The organism is Vibrio rotiferianus CAIM 577 = LMG 21460 (assembly GCF_002741985.1).
GTDB lineage: Bacteria > Pseudomonadota > Gammaproteobacteria > Enterobacterales > Vibrionaceae > Vibrio > Vibrio rotiferianus.
Window position 1 is genome coordinate 1 of record NZ_APHW01000022.1, and the last position, 16,039, is coordinate 16,039.

13 protein-coding genes are annotated in these 16,039 nt (G+C 45.9%); 3 read left to right on the top strand and 10 right to left on the bottom strand.

What is annotated here, in order from left to right:
- The 4 genes from B853_RS10505 to fabB all read right to left on the bottom strand — a co-directional run.
- The coding region (locus B853_RS10505) for a FimV/HubP family polar landmark protein (RefSeq protein WP_128826876.1) at positions 1–3,205 on the bottom strand (3,205 nt) is incomplete at its 3' end.
- Positions 3,206–3,414: 209 nt separating this feature from the next.
- Positions 3,415–4,428, bottom strand: coding sequence for an aspartate-semialdehyde dehydrogenase (locus B853_RS10510; RefSeq protein WP_010449535.1), 1,014 nt, complete (start codon positions 4,426–4,428; stop codon positions 3,415–3,417).
- Positions 4,425–5,558, bottom strand: coding sequence for a 4-phosphoerythronate dehydrogenase (locus B853_RS10515; RefSeq protein ID WP_038884350.1), 1,134 nt, complete (start codon positions 5,556–5,558; stop codon positions 4,425–4,427). The genes B853_RS10510 and B853_RS10515 overlap by 4 nt, the downstream gene beginning before the upstream one ends.
- Before the next feature lie 317 nt (positions 5,559–5,875).
- Positions 5,876–7,087, bottom strand: a complete 1,212-nt coding sequence (gene fabB, locus B853_RS10520) for a beta-ketoacyl-ACP synthase I (protein WP_010449539.1) — start codon at positions 7,085–7,087, stop codon at positions 5,876–5,878.
- Between the two features lie 128 nt (positions 7,088–7,215).
- Between fabB and mnmC the strand changes: the two genes are divergently transcribed.
- Positions 7,216–9,234 (top strand): bifunctional tRNA (5-methylaminomethyl-2-thiouridine)(34)-methyltransferase MnmC2/FAD-dependent 5-carboxymethylaminomethyl-2-thiouridine(34) oxidoreductase MnmC1, encoded by a 2,019-nt coding sequence (mnmC, locus tag B853_RS10525; RefSeq protein ID WP_038884347.1) that lies wholly within the window; start codon positions 7,216–7,218, stop codon positions 9,232–9,234.
- Between the two features lie 227 nt (positions 9,235–9,461).
- Here mnmC and B853_RS10530 read toward each other — a convergent pair whose 3' ends face one another.
- The 3 genes from B853_RS10530 to B853_RS10540 form a co-directional block, all read right to left on the bottom strand.
- Complete coding sequence (locus B853_RS10530; RefSeq protein WP_038884345.1) at positions 9,462–9,986, bottom strand: NADPH-dependent FMN reductase; 525 nt, start codon at positions 9,984–9,986, stop codon at positions 9,462–9,464.
- A gap of 158 nt (positions 9,987–10,144) precedes the next feature.
- Positions 10,145–10,408 carry a YfcL family protein gene (locus B853_RS10535; protein ID WP_010449546.1) on the bottom strand — a complete coding sequence of 88 codons (264 nt, stop codon included), beginning with the start codon at positions 10,406–10,408 and terminating at the stop codon, positions 10,145–10,147.
- A 15-nt stretch (positions 10,409–10,423) separates the two neighbouring features.
- Positions 10,424–10,954 carry an elongation factor P hydroxylase gene (locus tag B853_RS10540; RefSeq protein WP_038884343.1) on the bottom strand — a complete coding sequence of 177 codons (531 nt, stop codon included), beginning with the start codon at positions 10,952–10,954 and terminating at the stop codon, positions 10,424–10,426.
- Positions 10,955–11,281: 327 nt separating this feature from the next.
- On the opposite strand from B853_RS10540, the gene B853_RS10545 reads away from it, so the two are divergent.
- A complete protein-coding gene (locus B853_RS10545) occupies positions 11,282–11,905 on the top strand; it encodes a trimeric intracellular cation channel family protein (protein ID WP_005433103.1) in 624 nt (207 codons plus the stop codon).
- A 61-nt stretch (positions 11,906–11,966) separates the two neighbouring features.
- Here B853_RS10545 and B853_RS10550 read toward each other — a convergent pair whose 3' ends face one another.
- Positions 11,967–12,701 carry an SDR family NAD(P)-dependent oxidoreductase gene (locus B853_RS10550; RefSeq protein ID WP_038884342.1) on the bottom strand — a complete coding sequence of 245 codons (735 nt, stop codon included), beginning with the start codon at positions 12,699–12,701 and terminating at the stop codon, positions 11,967–11,969.
- A 90-nt stretch (positions 12,702–12,791) separates the two neighbouring features.
- Between B853_RS10550 and B853_RS10555 the strand changes: the two genes are divergently transcribed.
- Positions 12,792–13,730, top strand: a complete 939-nt coding sequence (locus B853_RS10555; RefSeq protein WP_038884341.1) for a LysR family transcriptional regulator — start codon at positions 12,792–12,794, stop codon at positions 13,728–13,730.
- Between the two features lie 20 nt (positions 13,731–13,750).
- Here the strand turns inward: B853_RS10555 and aroC are convergent, their stop codons facing one another.
- Together aroC and prmB are read right to left on the bottom strand one after the other, a co-directional pair.
- The gene (aroC, locus tag B853_RS10560) at positions 13,751–14,836 is read right to left on the bottom strand and encodes a chorismate synthase (protein ID WP_005433120.1); all 1,086 of its coding nucleotides are present in this window, start codon (positions 14,834–14,836) and stop codon (positions 13,751–13,753) included.
- 221 nt (positions 14,837–15,057) lie between these two features.
- A complete protein-coding gene (gene prmB / locus B853_RS10565) occupies positions 15,058–15,990 on the bottom strand; it encodes a 50S ribosomal protein L3 N(5)-glutamine methyltransferase (protein WP_010449553.1) in 933 nt (310 codons plus the stop codon).
- Positions 15,991–16,039: the final 49 nt, after the last annotated feature.

Consider the following 16,039-nt stretch of genomic DNA (forward strand, 5'->3'; position numbering starts at 1 on the left):
CTTCGACAACTGGCTGCTCTGGTTGAGCTGCGACTTCCGGCTCCACTGGCTCTTCAGCCATTGATGCCATCGCATCTTCTTCACCAAACTCTGGTAGCTCTAGCTCATCGAAGTCGAACTCTTCCGCTTCAGCAACTGGCTGCTCTGGTTGAGCTGCGACTTCCGGCTCTGCTGGCTCTTCAGCCATAGATGCCATCGCATCTTCTTCACCAAAGTCTGGTAGCTCTAGCTCATCGAAGTTGAACTCTTCCGCTTCAGCAACTGGCTGCTCTGGTTGAGCTGCGACTTCTGGCTCTGCTGGCTCTTCAGCCATGGATGCCATCGCGTCTTCTTCACCAAACTCTGGCAACTCTAGCTCATCGAAGTTGAACTCTTCATCTTCAGCAACTGGCTGCTCTGGTTGAGCTACGATTTCCGGCTCCGCTGGCTCTTCAGCCATTGATGCCATCGCATCTTCTTCACCAAACTCTGGCAACTCTAGCTCATCGAAGTTGAACTCTTCATCTTCAACAACTGACTGCTCTGGTTGAGCTGCGACTTCCGGCTCTGCTAGCTCTTCAGCCATAGATGCCATCGCATCTTCTTCACCAAACTCAGGAAGTTCTAGCTCATCAAAGTTGGACTCTTGCGCTTCAACAACTGGCTGCTCTGGTTGTGATGACTCTTCATCAAGTAACCAGTCTTCCTCTTGAGGAACGCCAAACTCGTTCGGAGAAGTATTTGGTGTTGGTGTTACTTTTGGCTCTTCAAACTCAGGCTCAATAACCTCCTCTACCACTGGATCTGGTAGATCTGATGGCTCTGACTCAAGAGCTGATTCAGCTTCAAAGGCAACCTCTGCACCTTCCAAAGGCTCATCTTGAGCTTCTGCTTCAGACAGCTCGTTAAGTAAAGCATCGCCTTTAGGTGAAATCTCTTCCAAATCACCAACGAACTGATTCCGGTCAAAACTGCGCTCTTCCTCAGCTTGTACTGACTGCTCATCTTCAGCTTGAGAGCCTTCTACTTGCTGCTCAGAAACTAGCGCATCAATGTCAAAGTCAGTGTCTAAAGAAGAGGAGCTCTCTTCAACCGCTGGCGACTGCTCTGCTAGAAGTTCCTCAAAGCCAAGTGATGATAATAGTTCATCTTCATTGCTCTCTGTATCGTCTTGACCGATAAGTTCATCAAATGCATCTTTATCGGACTCGGAGTCCTCTTCAAGAAATTCATCAGCGTCCGAATCTAATAATTCATCGAGCAACTCTGTGCTATTTTCATCTAACTCCAATGCCTCTGAATCATTATCAAAACCTGACAGTTGCTCTAATTCATTTAGAGGATCGAAGTCTTCACTATCATCCTCATCTAAATCAATCAGTTCATCGAGTAGGTCTGTGCTACTTTCGTCAATGTGCTCTTCATCGTAGCCTGCAAGTTCTTCAAGCTCTTCAAGTGGGTCTAACTCTGACAGTGAACCGCCATCATCTTCTCCGAGCAACTCATCGAGTAAAGCAGATGCATCGCTGTCTTCACTCAAATCAAACTCATCGTTCGCTGTTGATTGAGCTTCTTCAACCTCTTCGGCTGGTTGCTCATACTGTGCTAATAGCTGATCGATGTCATCATCAGATGCCATTCCAGCGCCAAACGCATTTTCGTTTACTTCACTTGGAGAACTGTCTTCAATCGGAGCATCATCTTCTTCTGCAAGTCCAGAGAACAAGTCATCGAGCATTGATTGATCTAATGCACCCGATTCAAGTTCTTCTGTTGGTTCATCAGCAGATAGTAGTTCTGAGAACTCATCTTCTGACATAGACAAACCAGTATCTGCCGGCTCATCAGAGAGATCGAAAGCAGAGTCATCACCTGAAGCGGTATCATCTAAATCTAGTTCTGGTGATACTTCATCTAGTGCGCGTTCCATCTCTTCAAGACCTAACGCTTTCTCTTCACCATTAACGCTGATTCCATTAGCTGACGAATCAAAGTCATCTAAACCAACATCAAGGTCGCCATCGTCACCAATACCAGCGAATGGATCTTCTCCATCTTCCCCTTCAAGATTGAAGTCAAGATCGTCATCATCCAAACTTGCAAAGACGTCGTCATCCTCTTGACCGCTGTCATCAGAGAACAGCTCGTCATGGTCACTATCATCACCAAAGAGATCATCATCTAGACTCAACTCTTCATCAAGCTCATCAATGGAGTCACCAATAGCGAGCGGTGCAGCTGCCATTTCAGGTGTAGGCGTTTCTGTTTCCGCGGCTTCTTCTTTCGCAGCTGAACGACGTCCCAACAGCATCACGATCAATAAGGCAATCAATACACCTGGAATCAATGCAGCGAGACCAACTAACCAGCCATTGGACAAAATTTTATCCAATGTGCTCGGCTGCATTCTTTGTTGCTCAGCAACGCGTTGACGTTCTTCAGCTAATAATTTTTCAACTTCTGAGCGAATGCGCTCTTCGTCATTTAATTCAGTTTTTAAAGAATCTACTTCGGTTTGAACTTCAGACAGCATCAACCTCAAATGGTGATTCTTTTCTTCGAGTGATTCCAACTCGCCTTGAGATACTTGTAGCTTTTCTTTTAATGCCGATACCTGTTGCTCTCCCTGAGGAGAAGTTTCCACTTTAGGAAGCGGTTTCTCTGTAATCTGAACTTCCTCAGGTTGAACCACATTTATCTTCGGTGTAGTAGTTTGAGGCTCAGGCTTTGCTTGGACTGGGCGTACAGGTTCAGGCTTAGGTTCAACAGGTTTTGGCTGTGTCGCTTGATTGAGTTTTGCCTGATGCGCCTTCATTACAGCCGCCGCTTGAGCGGTTGTAGCAATCCGAGTTTGCTCAAGAGATGGCACTCTTAAACGGCTACCAGGTTCCAAGAGATGGATATTCTGATTCTCAAACGCTTGAGGGTTGATACGATAAATGGCAAGTAGCGTTTGCTGAACAGAAACTGAGTTTGATGGCCTTAACTTAGTCGCGATAGACCATAACGTTTCATTTTGACCGGTAGGGCCGTAAAAACGTGAAGGCTGTAAATTTTCTGGAGTCGCTGGAAGCGCTCTTTCTATCTGCTCTGCATAACTCGGAGCAGCTTGCACTTCACCAGAGGGGCCGACAAGTCGAATTGCTTCAGCCTGTACCACTGACGATGTCTGAGTCGCGCCCATCAGCATTAGTGCAGCTAATAGACGCTTATAGTTTTGATGCATAAAAAGCTCAGTCTGTGTGCTAAAAATAATTTAAATGGTGATCGGTTAAATATATCGGATATAGCGAGCAAAACTATAGGTTTGAGGATAAAAAATGTGGGGCTCGCGAAATATTCGTACTAATCTCACACAATTTTTTTCAGATAGAACAAAAAAGCCTCGCACTGAGCGAGGCTTTAAGATCCTTAATCAAAGTGACCAAGTACCAATTAATAGTAGTCGCGGATTAGAACTTCTGCGATTTGAACCGCGTTAGTTGCTGCTCCTTTACGAACGTTATCCGCAACGACCCACAAGTTTACGCCGCTGTGGTGGCTGATATCGTTACGGATTCGACCAACCATAACATGGTCTTTACCGCCCGCATCGCGAACTTGTGTTGGGAAATCTTCACCGTGGAATACTTCAATACCATCCGTTTGCTCAAGAAGGTTGATAACTTCTTGCGCATCAATTGGAGAACGAGTTTCAACGTGAAGCGCTTCTGCATGACCGTAGAACACTGGTACTCGAACACACGTTGGATTTACTGTGATCGATGAATCGTTGAAGATTTTTTGCGTCTCCCACACCATTTTCATTTCTTCTTTGGTGTAGCCGTTTTCCATCATCTGGTCGATTTGCGGAATACAGTTAAACGCGATCTGCTGAGAGAATTGCTTCTTGTCAGCTGGTAGACCGTTTAGCAGTTTCGCTGTTTGACCTGCAAGCTCATCAATACCTGACTTACCTGCACCAGATACAGACTGGTAAGTCGATACGTTGATGCGCTCGATACCAACTGCATCGTGAATTGGCTTCAGCGCCACCAGCATTTGAATGGTTGAACAATTCGGGTTCGCGATGATGTTGCGGTTACGGAACTCTGCAATCGCTTCTGGGTTTACTTCTGGAACAACAAGAGGAATGTCGTATTCGTAGCGGAAGTGTGACGTGTTGTCGATTACGATAACACCTTCGTCAGCTGCAATTGGTGCCCATTTAGCAGATAGTTCACCGCCAGCAGAGAACAACGCAATGTGCGCTTGAGACCAATCAAACTCTTCTACGTTTTGAACACGTACCGTTTTACCATTGAAGCGGTAAGTCTTACCTTCACTGCGCTCACTCGCGAGTAGGAAGATTTCGCCTACTGGGAATTTGCGCTCTTGAAGCACTTCCAAAATTGTTTCACCGACCGCACCGGTCGCACCTAATACGGCAACATTGTATTGCTGGCTCATTGACTTACCTCAACCTGAAAACCTAGTTCTGCTAATGGTGCAAGATTACATGTTTCATTACCCATTAGCGTGACAGCGCTGTACTCGCGGCGATCCCAGTAGTTCTTACGCATCAGGTCAAAAGAGCCTGGCTTACTGATTTCGCGGCGGAAAAGAGCGTCATCTTTACGCACATCATAGATTAACTGCGTGATGTTGTGCAGCGTCGCTTCATCCCATGCTCTGTCCAATACCATAGTCGGAACAGGCGCGGTTGGCAGTAAATCGCTGGCATGCGCACGTAATTCGTTATTTAAGAACTCACAGTAGCTGTTGAAAATCATCGTCGTACCGCGAGCTTTCCCTTCCAGACCATAGCCTGCAACGTGAGGGGTTGCGAATGCTAGCAGAGGCAGAAGCTCCATATCAACCTCTGGTTCAAATTCAAACACGTCGAGTGCCGCTGTAAAGCCGTCGTTTTTCAGTAAACGTTGCTTAAGCGCTTGGTTGTCCACGACTGGACCGCGTGCCGCATTGATAAGAATTTGATCGCTACGAAGACCATTTAGCACCTTCTCATCAATCAGATGATGCGTTGGGTATGGGCCATCTTTGGTGATTGGCGTGTGCAGCGTAATGATGTCAGAACGTTCGATCAACTCGGCTAGCGGAGTGAAGATGCGAGAATCACCCTCTTCTTGTTTGAACGGGTCATTAATAAGCACATTAATGCCCATGCCCTTCAAACATTTTTCAAGATAGCTACCGACTTGCCCCGCGCCAATGATGCCAACGGTTTTATCGAAAACCGAGAATCCTTGCTGCTGTGCTAACACCATCATGGCACTGAACACGTACTCAGCAACACCAACTTTGTTACAACCTGGTGCTGCGGTGAAGAAAATACCTTTCTCTTGCAATAGTGCTTGGTCTACATGATCCATGCCTGCCGTTGCTGTACCAACGAACTTCAGCTTGTTTGCTTTGCTGATCAGCTCTGCGTTTACTTTGGTGACCGAGCGAATCATTAGCGCATCTACATCCACTAAATCATCGGCTGTCAGTGTACGACCGGGTTTTAGAATCACTTCTCCGAGTTGGCTGAATAGCTCTTCAGCGTACGGCATATTTTCATCAACAATAATTTTCATAGCGCCAGCGTTTAACATCCATTTGTATGAGTTCGTTTATTCGCAAGATGCGAAGCTAAAGCGATTGTGCCCTTTTCTTGAAAAATCTCAACAACTATACCCAAGTGACTTTCAAAAGCAGGTTTCAGAAAAGAAAAAGCCCGGCTAAATTAGCCGGGCAAAGTTCCAGAACAAAAGGATCCTATCCCGCTCTCCTTGGGATAAAGTCTGCGTCTGTTCGATCAGTTGACCTGATCAAGCTCTGGAAACTGGTTTGTTGGTCGGTTCACTCCACGAAGAGAATCACAGCCCAACAAATTCAGTTAGCTTTGGGTCGCTTATGCTTGGTACTTTTTGATTACCAATGTCGCGTTTGTACCACCAAAACCAAAGCTGTTTGACATAACTGTCGTTAGCTCAGCGTCACGAGCTTCCGTTACAATGTCTAGACCTTGTGCTGCTTCATCCAAGTTAGAGATGTTCACACTTGGAGCAATGAAGCCATTGTCTAGCATTAGAGTTGAATAAATTGCTTCGTGAACGCCAGCAGCACCTAGTGCGTGACCTGTCATCGCTTTCGTTGCAGAGATAGCAGGGCTGTTGTCACCAAATAGCTCTTGGATAGCACCTAGCTCTTTCACGTCACCAACTGGAGTCGATGTACCGTGCGTATTGATGTAGTCGATAGCATCAACATCTTGCATTGCCATCTTCATACAGCGAACCGCACCTTCACCTGATGGTGCTACCATGTCGTAACCATCAGAAGTCGCACCGTAACCTACGATCTCACCGTAAATTTTCGCACCACGAGCTAGAGCGTGCTCAAGTTCTTCGATAACCAGCATGCCGCCGCCGCCAGAGATAACGAAACCATCACGGTCTGCATCGTAAGTACGAGATGCTTTATCTGGAGTCTCGTTGTACTTAGTAGATAGTGCGCCCATCGCGTCAAACATCATAGTTTGAGACCAATCTAGCTCTTCACCACCACCAGCGAATACGATGTCTTGCTTGCCAAGTTGGATAAGCTCCATCGCGTGACCGATACAGTGTGCAGATGTTGCACAAGCTGAGCTCATTGAGTAGTTCACACCACGAATCTTAAATGGTGTTGCAAGACACGCAGATACTGTTGAAGACATAGTACGCGGCACCATGTAAGGACCTACGCGTTTTACGCCTTTCGCACGCATTGTGTCTGTCGCAACTGTTTGGTTGAATGCAGAAGCACCACCAGAACCAGCAACGATACCTGTACGATCGTTTGAAACTTGTTCTTCAGATAGACCAGCGTCTTCAATTGCTTGCTGCATGGATAGGTATGCATAAGCAGCCGCATCACCCATAAAGCGCATCTGCTTACGATCAATGTGCTCTGCTGGGTTGATTTTCAGATCACCCCAAACCTGCGAGCGCAGACCGTTTTCTTTAAACTGCTCAGACGCAGTGATGCCAGATTTGCCCGCTTTAAGAGACGCTAGAACTTCTTCGACGTTGTTACCGATACTTGAAACAATACCCATACCGGTGATTACGACTCGTTTCATTATGACATTCCTATAATTCAAAAATCAGCTAGATAATAACTAAGATAGTCAACAAAAGTGGTCAGCTTTCCCATAAATTCGTACAATCGACGAATTCTAACCGCGCCAAATCACATATTTGCACCATTATGACTTCAATTAAAAATGCAGAACTTGGTTGGAACGAAGCTGGGACACCAGTTTCTGACCAATTTGATGATGTCTATTTCTCCAACGTAAACGGTCTTGAAGAGACGCGCTACGTGTTCCTCAAACAAAATCATCTACCAGAAAGATGGCAGGAATTTGACCAAAGACGTTTTGTTATTGGTGAAACCGGATTTGGCACAGGGTTGAACTTCTTAGCTGTGTGGCAATGGTTTACCGAATTTCGTCGCGAATATCCAGAGGCAGCGCTAAAAGAATTGCATTTTGTCAGCTTTGAGAAGTACCCACTGAGCAAGTCGGACTTAGAAAAAGCGCATCAATCATGGCCAGAATTGGCAGAGTTTGCCGAAAAACTGCAACAGCACTATCCTGCCGCAGTGCCTGAGTGTCATCGCATTGTTTTAGAAGACGGCGCTATCACACTCGATCTTTGGTTTGGCGATATCAAAGACTGCATGCCGCTTGTTCCTTATGCTGAGCAAGGCTTGATTGATGCTTGGTTCTTAGATGGTTTTGCACCAAGCAAAAACCCAGAAATGTGGAACCAAAACCTATTCAACGGCATGGCAAAATTGGCGAAACAGGATTGCACGGTCGCAACCTTTACGGCAGCGGGCTTAGTGCGTCGAGGCTTAAACGAAGCGGGCTTTGCAATGAAGAAAGTCAAAGGCTTTGGCACCAAACGTGAAATGATCGCCGGTTCGATGGAACAACGTGAAAGGCATTCAAACCACTTACCTTGGTTCAACCGCACTGCGTCAAGTAATCACGATTCCATTGCGATAATAGGTGGCGGTATTGCAAGTGCGGCTCTGGCAAAAACGCTGGTTCGCCGCGGTCAAAATGTCACACTCTACTGCAAAGATGCTCAACCTGCTGAAGGAGCATCAGGAAACCGCCAAGGTGCTGTGTACCCATTATTAAATGGTCCCCACAAAGGCGTTTCTCGTGTGTTTGCTCCGGGCTTTTTGTTTGCCCGTCAGTTTGTTGACCAAGCAGCGCAAGATATCCAATTTGATCACGATTGGTGTGGCATCACGCAACTCATGTGGGATAACAAATCTGCAGACAAGTTGGAAAAAATGCTTGCTGGTAATTTCACGCCAGAGTTGATTCACAAACTATCTGCTGAAGAGACGGCTGAAAAAATTGGCTTGCCGATCGATATGGCATCGGTTCATTACCCTCTTGGCGGTTGGTTATGTCCTGCTGAACTAACTCGTGGTTTGATTTCTCGGCTAGAAAAAACAGAGCTTTTTGAAGCGAAGTTCGAGCATCAAGTAAAATCACTAGATTGGGATGACGCGCGTCAGCTTTGGACATTGAAAGCGAACGGTCAAAGCTTTGAGCACTCCACTGTAGTGGTTGCTAATGGCAGTGAGTTCCAAACACTAAGCCAAACCGCTGATCTACCAATGGGTCAGGTAAAAGGTCAAGTTAGCCACGCACCAGCGACAGAAACCTTGTCCAAGCTAAAAACGGTACTGTGTTACGACGGTTACATGACACCTGTTAACCCAAATAATCAGCACCTATGTATCGGTGCAAGCTACGACCGTAGCCACCTCGATTACGAGTTTGACGAGGAAGCACAAAAAGACAACGCCGAGAAGTTGGTGAAGTGTTTGCCAAACCAAGCTTGGACGAAAGAAGTGGATACCTCTGGTAATTTATCACGCCAAGGCATTCGCTGCGTTAGCCGTGATCACCTGCCGTTTGTAGGTAACGTAGGCGACTTTGAAATCATCAAAACGCAATATGCGGATCTACAAAATCAACAAGAACAAGACATCGAAGCGATTCACCAGTTCCCTAACCTATTCTGTTTCCTAGGGTTAGGTTCTCGCGGTTTGAGCTCAGCGCCCCTAATGGCAGAAGTGTTGGCATCACAAATCTGTGGTGACCCGTTACCACTGCCTGTTGATGTACTGACTGAGCTGCACCCAAGCCGTATGTGGGTTAGAAGACTGCGTAAAGGTAAGGCGATTACTGAGTTGTAACGCGTTTCGAGTGCGTAAAGACCCCCTCCTAGCCTCCCCTTAAAAAGGGGAGGAACAAGTTCTTAGCCCCACATTCGTCCTACCCCTTTCCAAGGGGGAGTTAGAGGGGGTAGCTCTGAGAACAAACAACCACTTCTCGCCTCATTTTGAACAAGTGAAGAACAAGTTCTTAGCTCCGCATTCGTCCTCCCCCTTTCTAAGGGGGAGTTAGAGGGGGTTACCAGTTTTTAGTTCAATGCTGCCACAGCCGCTTTCACTTGCTCGGCAACTTCCGCATTACGGAACTGACCTGTTTCCAAATCAAAGTTATCGTAGAAGCTTGGAACAGATTGTGATGCTTTCACTTCAGCACCGAAGTAAGGAGCAGAACCTGTTGCCGCAGCCAAAACCGTTTGTGCACCACCAGGACCTGGTGACGTCGCTAGGTACACCGCAGGTTTATTTTGGAATACGTTGCGCTCGATACGTGTCGCCCAATCGAATAGATTTTTGTAAGCCGCTGGGTAAGAACCATTGTGCTCAGCAAAAGAAACCACCAACGCATCAGCCGCAGCGATGTCTGCAAGGAACGCCTTTGCACCTTCCGCTTGCCCAATTTCTTTCTCTTTGTCTTCACTGAACAGAGGAACATCGTAGCTATTGAGGTCTAACACTTGCACATCTGCACCTTCAACAAGGTTGGCAGCGTAAGTCGCAAGGGTTTTATTGATAGAGGTGGAGCTAGTAGAAGCGCCGAATGCGATAATTTTCATGGTTGTAATCCTTTGGTCACGTTTTGTACTCACTAGAGTAAAAGGTGAGCCTAGGTGCTACAACCACAAAAATTTTAAGGAGAGATTCGAAAATTTCGAAGGAGTTTATATCAACTCTTTTTAGTTTTGACTAGAAGCTTAGAGCAACTAACCGAGCCTTAAGCTTGCGCTTGGAGCTCTTGCCACAGATCGCTCACTATCACGCGATCCGCAGGCGTCAGTTCTGAGCGCGCTGCTTCGAGGCTATTTTCGATGCGAGATTTCAGCTCTGTCACATCGTTAATGCCTTCTTCTTCACACGCTGCAGCAGACAGAGAAATGTGACCACGCAAATAACCACCAGCAAACAATTCATCATCCGATGCCGTTTCAATGCGAGCATCAATCAGTTCTAGTAGTTTTTCTTCAAATTCAATAATCATGGAGCTTCTCTGAGGTTATTTAACGATAAAGTCAGACGTTTCCAGCGGCTTGGTTTGGTAAAAAGCACACAACGCATCCGATAGCATTTTCACGCGAGGCGGAAGACCGTTTTCTAGAATACCCATTACTTCATTGTGCACTTTGTGCATGAAACCAAGACGATCTGGTTCAAAATCGCCGTGTAGATTGTCACAACTGACGTTAAAAGGGAAGTCAGCACTTTTCGCTAGAATCCACTCATACGCTTGAGGGCGAATTTCCACTTTTTCAAACTCAGCTTGAACCTCGGCTGTGCGGCCGTCAGGTTCATACCAGTAACCAAAATCTTCCAGCAAACGACGCTCGGGTCCTGCTACGCACCAATGGGCAATTTCGTGTAGCGCTGACGCATAGAAACCACGAGCAAAAATAATCCGATGATGGGGATGCTCTTGATCTGCTGGTAAGTAAATCGGCTCATCACCACCGAGTTCTAGCTTAGTATTAAAAGACTCGAGAAATGTATTATTGAAAATGGTGATAAGGTCTTGATATTCGTGGTTCATGATCGATTCTGTACTTCAAATTGATATGCGGTGCGCATTGTCGCTGTTTTTGTTACGCAGGTAAAGCCACACAACAAGTTTGGTTATTAGCTGAGTTTATCTGAAAGCGGCTTTCTCCATACAATTTCTCATTCGTCACAGATCACATTTCCCACTACACTCACGCCTTATTTTTAAGCTTAATGCTGGCGACTTCAACGCCACTTAAAGCGAGATTCTTTTTGGGTTTGAGCCCCTCCCAAGGCTTAAATCTTGTTGGTAAGTTTTGCTGCTGTTTTCCTTAATCTCAAGGATCATGACAGAGCCCTTTTATTTGAGTGTCCCCTTATGCTGCTAAGTGTGTTGTACATCATTGGTATCACGGCCGAAGCCATGACTGGTGCATTGAGCGCTGGTCGAAGAAAAATGGATTGGTTTGGCGTTATGTTGGTAGCTAGTGCAACGGCAATTGGTGGCGGTACAGTACGCGACATTCTACTAGGTCACTACCCACTGGGTTGGGTAAAGAACCCAGAATTTCTAGCAATCACATGCGTTGCCGGTGTACTAACGACTGGCTTAGCAAAATGGGTAATTAAGCTGAAAGGTCTATTCATTCGTTTAGATGCACTTGGCTTGATCGTATTTAGCATCATCGGCACCAAGGTAGCGATTGGCATGGGCTTGCACCCTGGAATCTGTATGGTATCTGCATTGGTAACTGGCGTATTTGGTGGTCTGCTACGCGATTTGATTTGTCGCCAAACACCACTTGTATTGCACGAAGAGCTTTATGCCTCTGTGGCACTTATTGCATCTGGTTTATACCTAGCTCTGCTTGAATTCAACGTACCAGATGTAACCGCGACGATTGTCACTCTGATTACTGGTTACATGCTGCGTATGGCTGCAGTACGCTTCAAATGGCGCTTACCTTCATTCCACTTGGAAACAGAAGGTTCAATTCACTAATTGAATTCGAAACCAATTGAAACCCCATTAAAAAGGCAGCTCATTGAGCTGCCTTTTGTGTTTATAAGCTAAAACCTCCATCAATATCGAAAGCAGCACCTCGCAGCCCAATGGATGACTCAGATAGTAGAAACTCTATCGCAGGAACTATGTCCTTTGGCGTTAAAATTCTACCTGCTGGTGTCTCTTTCATCGCCAATTTCAACCCATTAAATGCTTCTTGAGACATTCCTGCTTTCTCTTGAATATCGGTAGCTGTTACTCCTGGCCGTACGCTGTTAATACGAATCCCTCGTTCAGCAAGTTCTAGATTCAATACTCCCACTAGACCTTCTAGCGCCATTTTACTCGACGTATAAAGTGAAGAATTCACAAAGGCCTTTTCAACAACCAAACTGGAGACCATCACGACACTGGCCGGGTTATTCATCACCGGAAGTAACGACTGCAACATAAAAAACGGCGCTTTAAAATTGGTATTTAAAGTAAGCTCAAATTCTTCAAGCGATGTAGTTCCTAATTCGTTAGGGAAGTAAACACCAGCATTAAAAACCACGCCATCCAACTTAATATTCAGCGCTTGAATCTCTTTACCAATAGCTTGTACATCATGGTGGTTTTCATTGTCACACAGTAACGTAGTGATGTTAGCGCCTAATCTTGTTGCAACATCATCTAATTTCACTTTATTTCGACCTGTTATAACAACGTGATAGCCTTCACTTGCTAACTTTCGAGCTAATTCCAACCCTATCCCAGACGTTGCTCCCGTGACCAATATTGCGTTTGACTTCATGTTTTCCTTCCTTTGAATTGAATCCAAAGTCAGGTTAATTGAAAGTAACAATAATTATTAGCTACCAAACCATCATCATTTTGTTTCTATATGAGCACCAATAGCCTCTTTGATATCCATAAATTACTCCCACACTTGGCAACCTTTCGCCTTGTCGCAGAGCGAGGAAGTTTTCAGTCTGCAGCAAATGAACTCAATTTACCGCGCTCTTCTGTAAGCAAGAAAATTCGCCAGTTAGAAGAGATTGTAGAGCAACGCCTGCTCCAAAGAACCACTCGAAAGCTAACTTTAACTGAGGCGGGAGAAGCGTTACTCAATACTACTCAAGAACTTCCTTCTCTATTAGACAAGATGGAGACCTTTCTACTCGACCAACAAACGATACCGAGTGGCAAGGTGAAAATCAGTTGCTCGACACTTCTTGGGCAACACTATTTGCTACCTCAAATGAAATATCTGGTAGCTTGCTTTCCACAGATCCAATTTCAACTGAGTTTTGATGACAACTGTGTCGACTTAATTGAGAGCAAAATTGATATTGCAATCCGGATAGGTGAGTTACCAGACTCACCAATGCTGGCGAGAAAGATTGGAGAAAAGCGTTGGTGCTTCGTCGCAAGTGATGACTATTTAAAAGTGAATGGCTATCCCACCCACCCGAACCAATTGGTTTTCCATCAGTGTTTAGTTTTTGCCAATCAGACTTCTACACAGAACCATTGGCAATTTGTCGATGAAAATAAAAACATTGAATCCGTATCAGTAGAGGGCGCAATACAAAGTGATGATGCAAGGGCCTTGGTAGAGTTGCTCAAACAAGGAGTAGGTATTGCGAGACTTGATCCTAATGTCATCGCATCAGAATTAGAGAGCGGCGAACTGACAACCATACTCGACAGCTATACTGTGGACTTTACCGCTCCCATTCAACTACTTTGTCTCGGAAAAGCCACTCATTCCAAAGCGAGTAGAGCGGTTTGGGATGAGCTCGCAAGAGTTCTTCCTCCGCGACTCAAAATAAAAAAATAGCGCCCATCGGCGCTATTTTTTTAAATCTTTGGAGTCTCGGTTTGTACACCATGGTTTTGACCACGGTGTCGTAGCAAGTGATCCATAACGACAATAGCCAGCATCGCTTCTGCGATAGGCACGGCGCGGATACCCACACATGGGTCATGACGACCTTTAGTGATCAACTGAGTTGGTTCACCTTCTTTAGTGATAGTCTCGCCTGGAACCGTAATGCTTGAGGTTGGCTTAAGCGCGATGTTTGCCACAATCTCTTGGCCGGTAGAGATACCGCCAAGAATGCCACCCGCGTGGTTGCTACCGAAGCCTTCTGGAGAAAGCGTATCACGGTGCTCGCTGCCTTTTTGGTTTACCACATCAAAACCGTCGCCGATTTCCACGCCTTTCACCGCATTGATGCTCATTAGCGCATGCGCAATGTCTGCATCTAGACGATCAAATACAGGCTCACCAAGACCAACAGGCACGTTCGTTGCCACAACCTGAATTTTTGCGCCAATGGAATCGCCTTCTTTTTTCAGGTCACGGATAAGTTGGTCAAACGCTTCTACTTTGTCTGCATCTGGGCAGAAGAACGCATTATTTTCGATTTCATTCCAATCCACTTTATCGATTGAAACGTCACCCATTTGCGACAAGTAAGCGCGGATTTCAACACCGAACTCGTCTTTCAGATATTTCTTAGCGATTGCACCAGCCGCCACACGCATTGCCGTTTCACGAGCAGACGAACGGCCGCCACCTCGATAATCGCGCACACCGTATTTTTGGTGGTAAGTGTAATCAGCGTGTCCTGGACGGAACTTGTCTTTGATGTCTGAGTAGTCTTTAGAGCGTTGATCTGTGTTCTCGATCATCAAACCAATTGAAGTACCTGTTGTTTGACCTTCAAATACGCCAGAAAGAATTTTTACTTCGTCCGGTTCACGACGTTGGGTAGTGTAACGTGATGTGCCAGGACGGCGACGATCAAGATCCGTTTGCAGATCTGCCTCAGTGATTTCCAAACCTGGAGGGCATCCGTCTACGATACATCCTAGTGCGATACCGTGACTTTCTCCGAATGTCGTCACTCGGAAATGTTGTCCGATACTGTTTCCTGCCATTACTTCCTCAAGTTCTTGTCGCCACGCTCTCCATGAGCGCAACTGCTTTCCAATTCTTCGTGAATTCATAGTGGCGTTATTACGTTTTGATGTAAAGCCCGATTTAGTGGAAAAAACAAAACTGGTTGTATTTTCCTAACTCAGTGCGAAGCGGATAAAAAAACACCGAGCACAAGGCTCGGTGTTTTCATTATTTGATCAACTCGTTAGTTTCGACTGACTTAGTCTTTGTACAGTTTGAACTCTTCTGCACATTCAACCAGCTGGTCACGCGTTAGCATGAATACGCCGTGACCGCCGTTCTCAAACTCAATCCAAGTGAATGGAATTTGTGGGTACTGTTCCATCATGTGAACCATTGAGTTACCAACTTCACACACAAGAATACCGCTATCCGTTAGATAGTCTGGTGCGTTTGCTAGAATACGACGAACCAGTTTTAGACCGTCAGTACCAGCTGCTAGACCTAGCTCAGGCTCGTGCGTGAATTCGTCTGGTAGGCTGTTCATGTCTTCTTCGTCCACGTAAGGTGGGTTAGACACGATCAAGTTGTACTTCTCTTTTGGTAGATCGCGGAACAAGTCAGAACGGATTGGGAATACTTGCTGCTCCATGCCGTGATCTTGTACGTTTTGCTCAGCAACTTGAAGTGCGTCGGTTGAGATATCGATCGCGTCTACTTCTGCGTCAGGGAATGCATGTGCACAAGCAATTGCAATACAACCAGAACCCGTACATAGGTCCATGATACGCGTAGGCTCTTCCACCAACCAAGGTTGGAATTCCGCTTGAATCAATTCACCGATTGGAGAACGTGGCACAAGTACACGCTCGTCAACGAAGAACTCAAGACCGCAGAACCATGCTTTGTTGGTTAGGTATGCAGTTGGTGTACGTTCGTTGATGCGTTTTACTACGCGCTCAACAATACGCAAACGCTCGCTTGTCGTTAGGCGAGAGTTCAATACATGCGGAGGCACGTCAATCGGCAAGTATAATGTTGGCAGGATAAGCTGAACCGCTTCATCCCACGCATTATCAGTGCCATGACCGTAAAACAGGTTAGCGGCGTTAAAGCGGCTTACCGTCCAACGAATCATATCTTGAAGGGTATGCAGCTCCGATACCGCCTCTTCTACAAAAATCTTATCCAAAATTGCCTCCGAAAAGCGCTACAATACTGCCATAAATTGTAAAAATGAA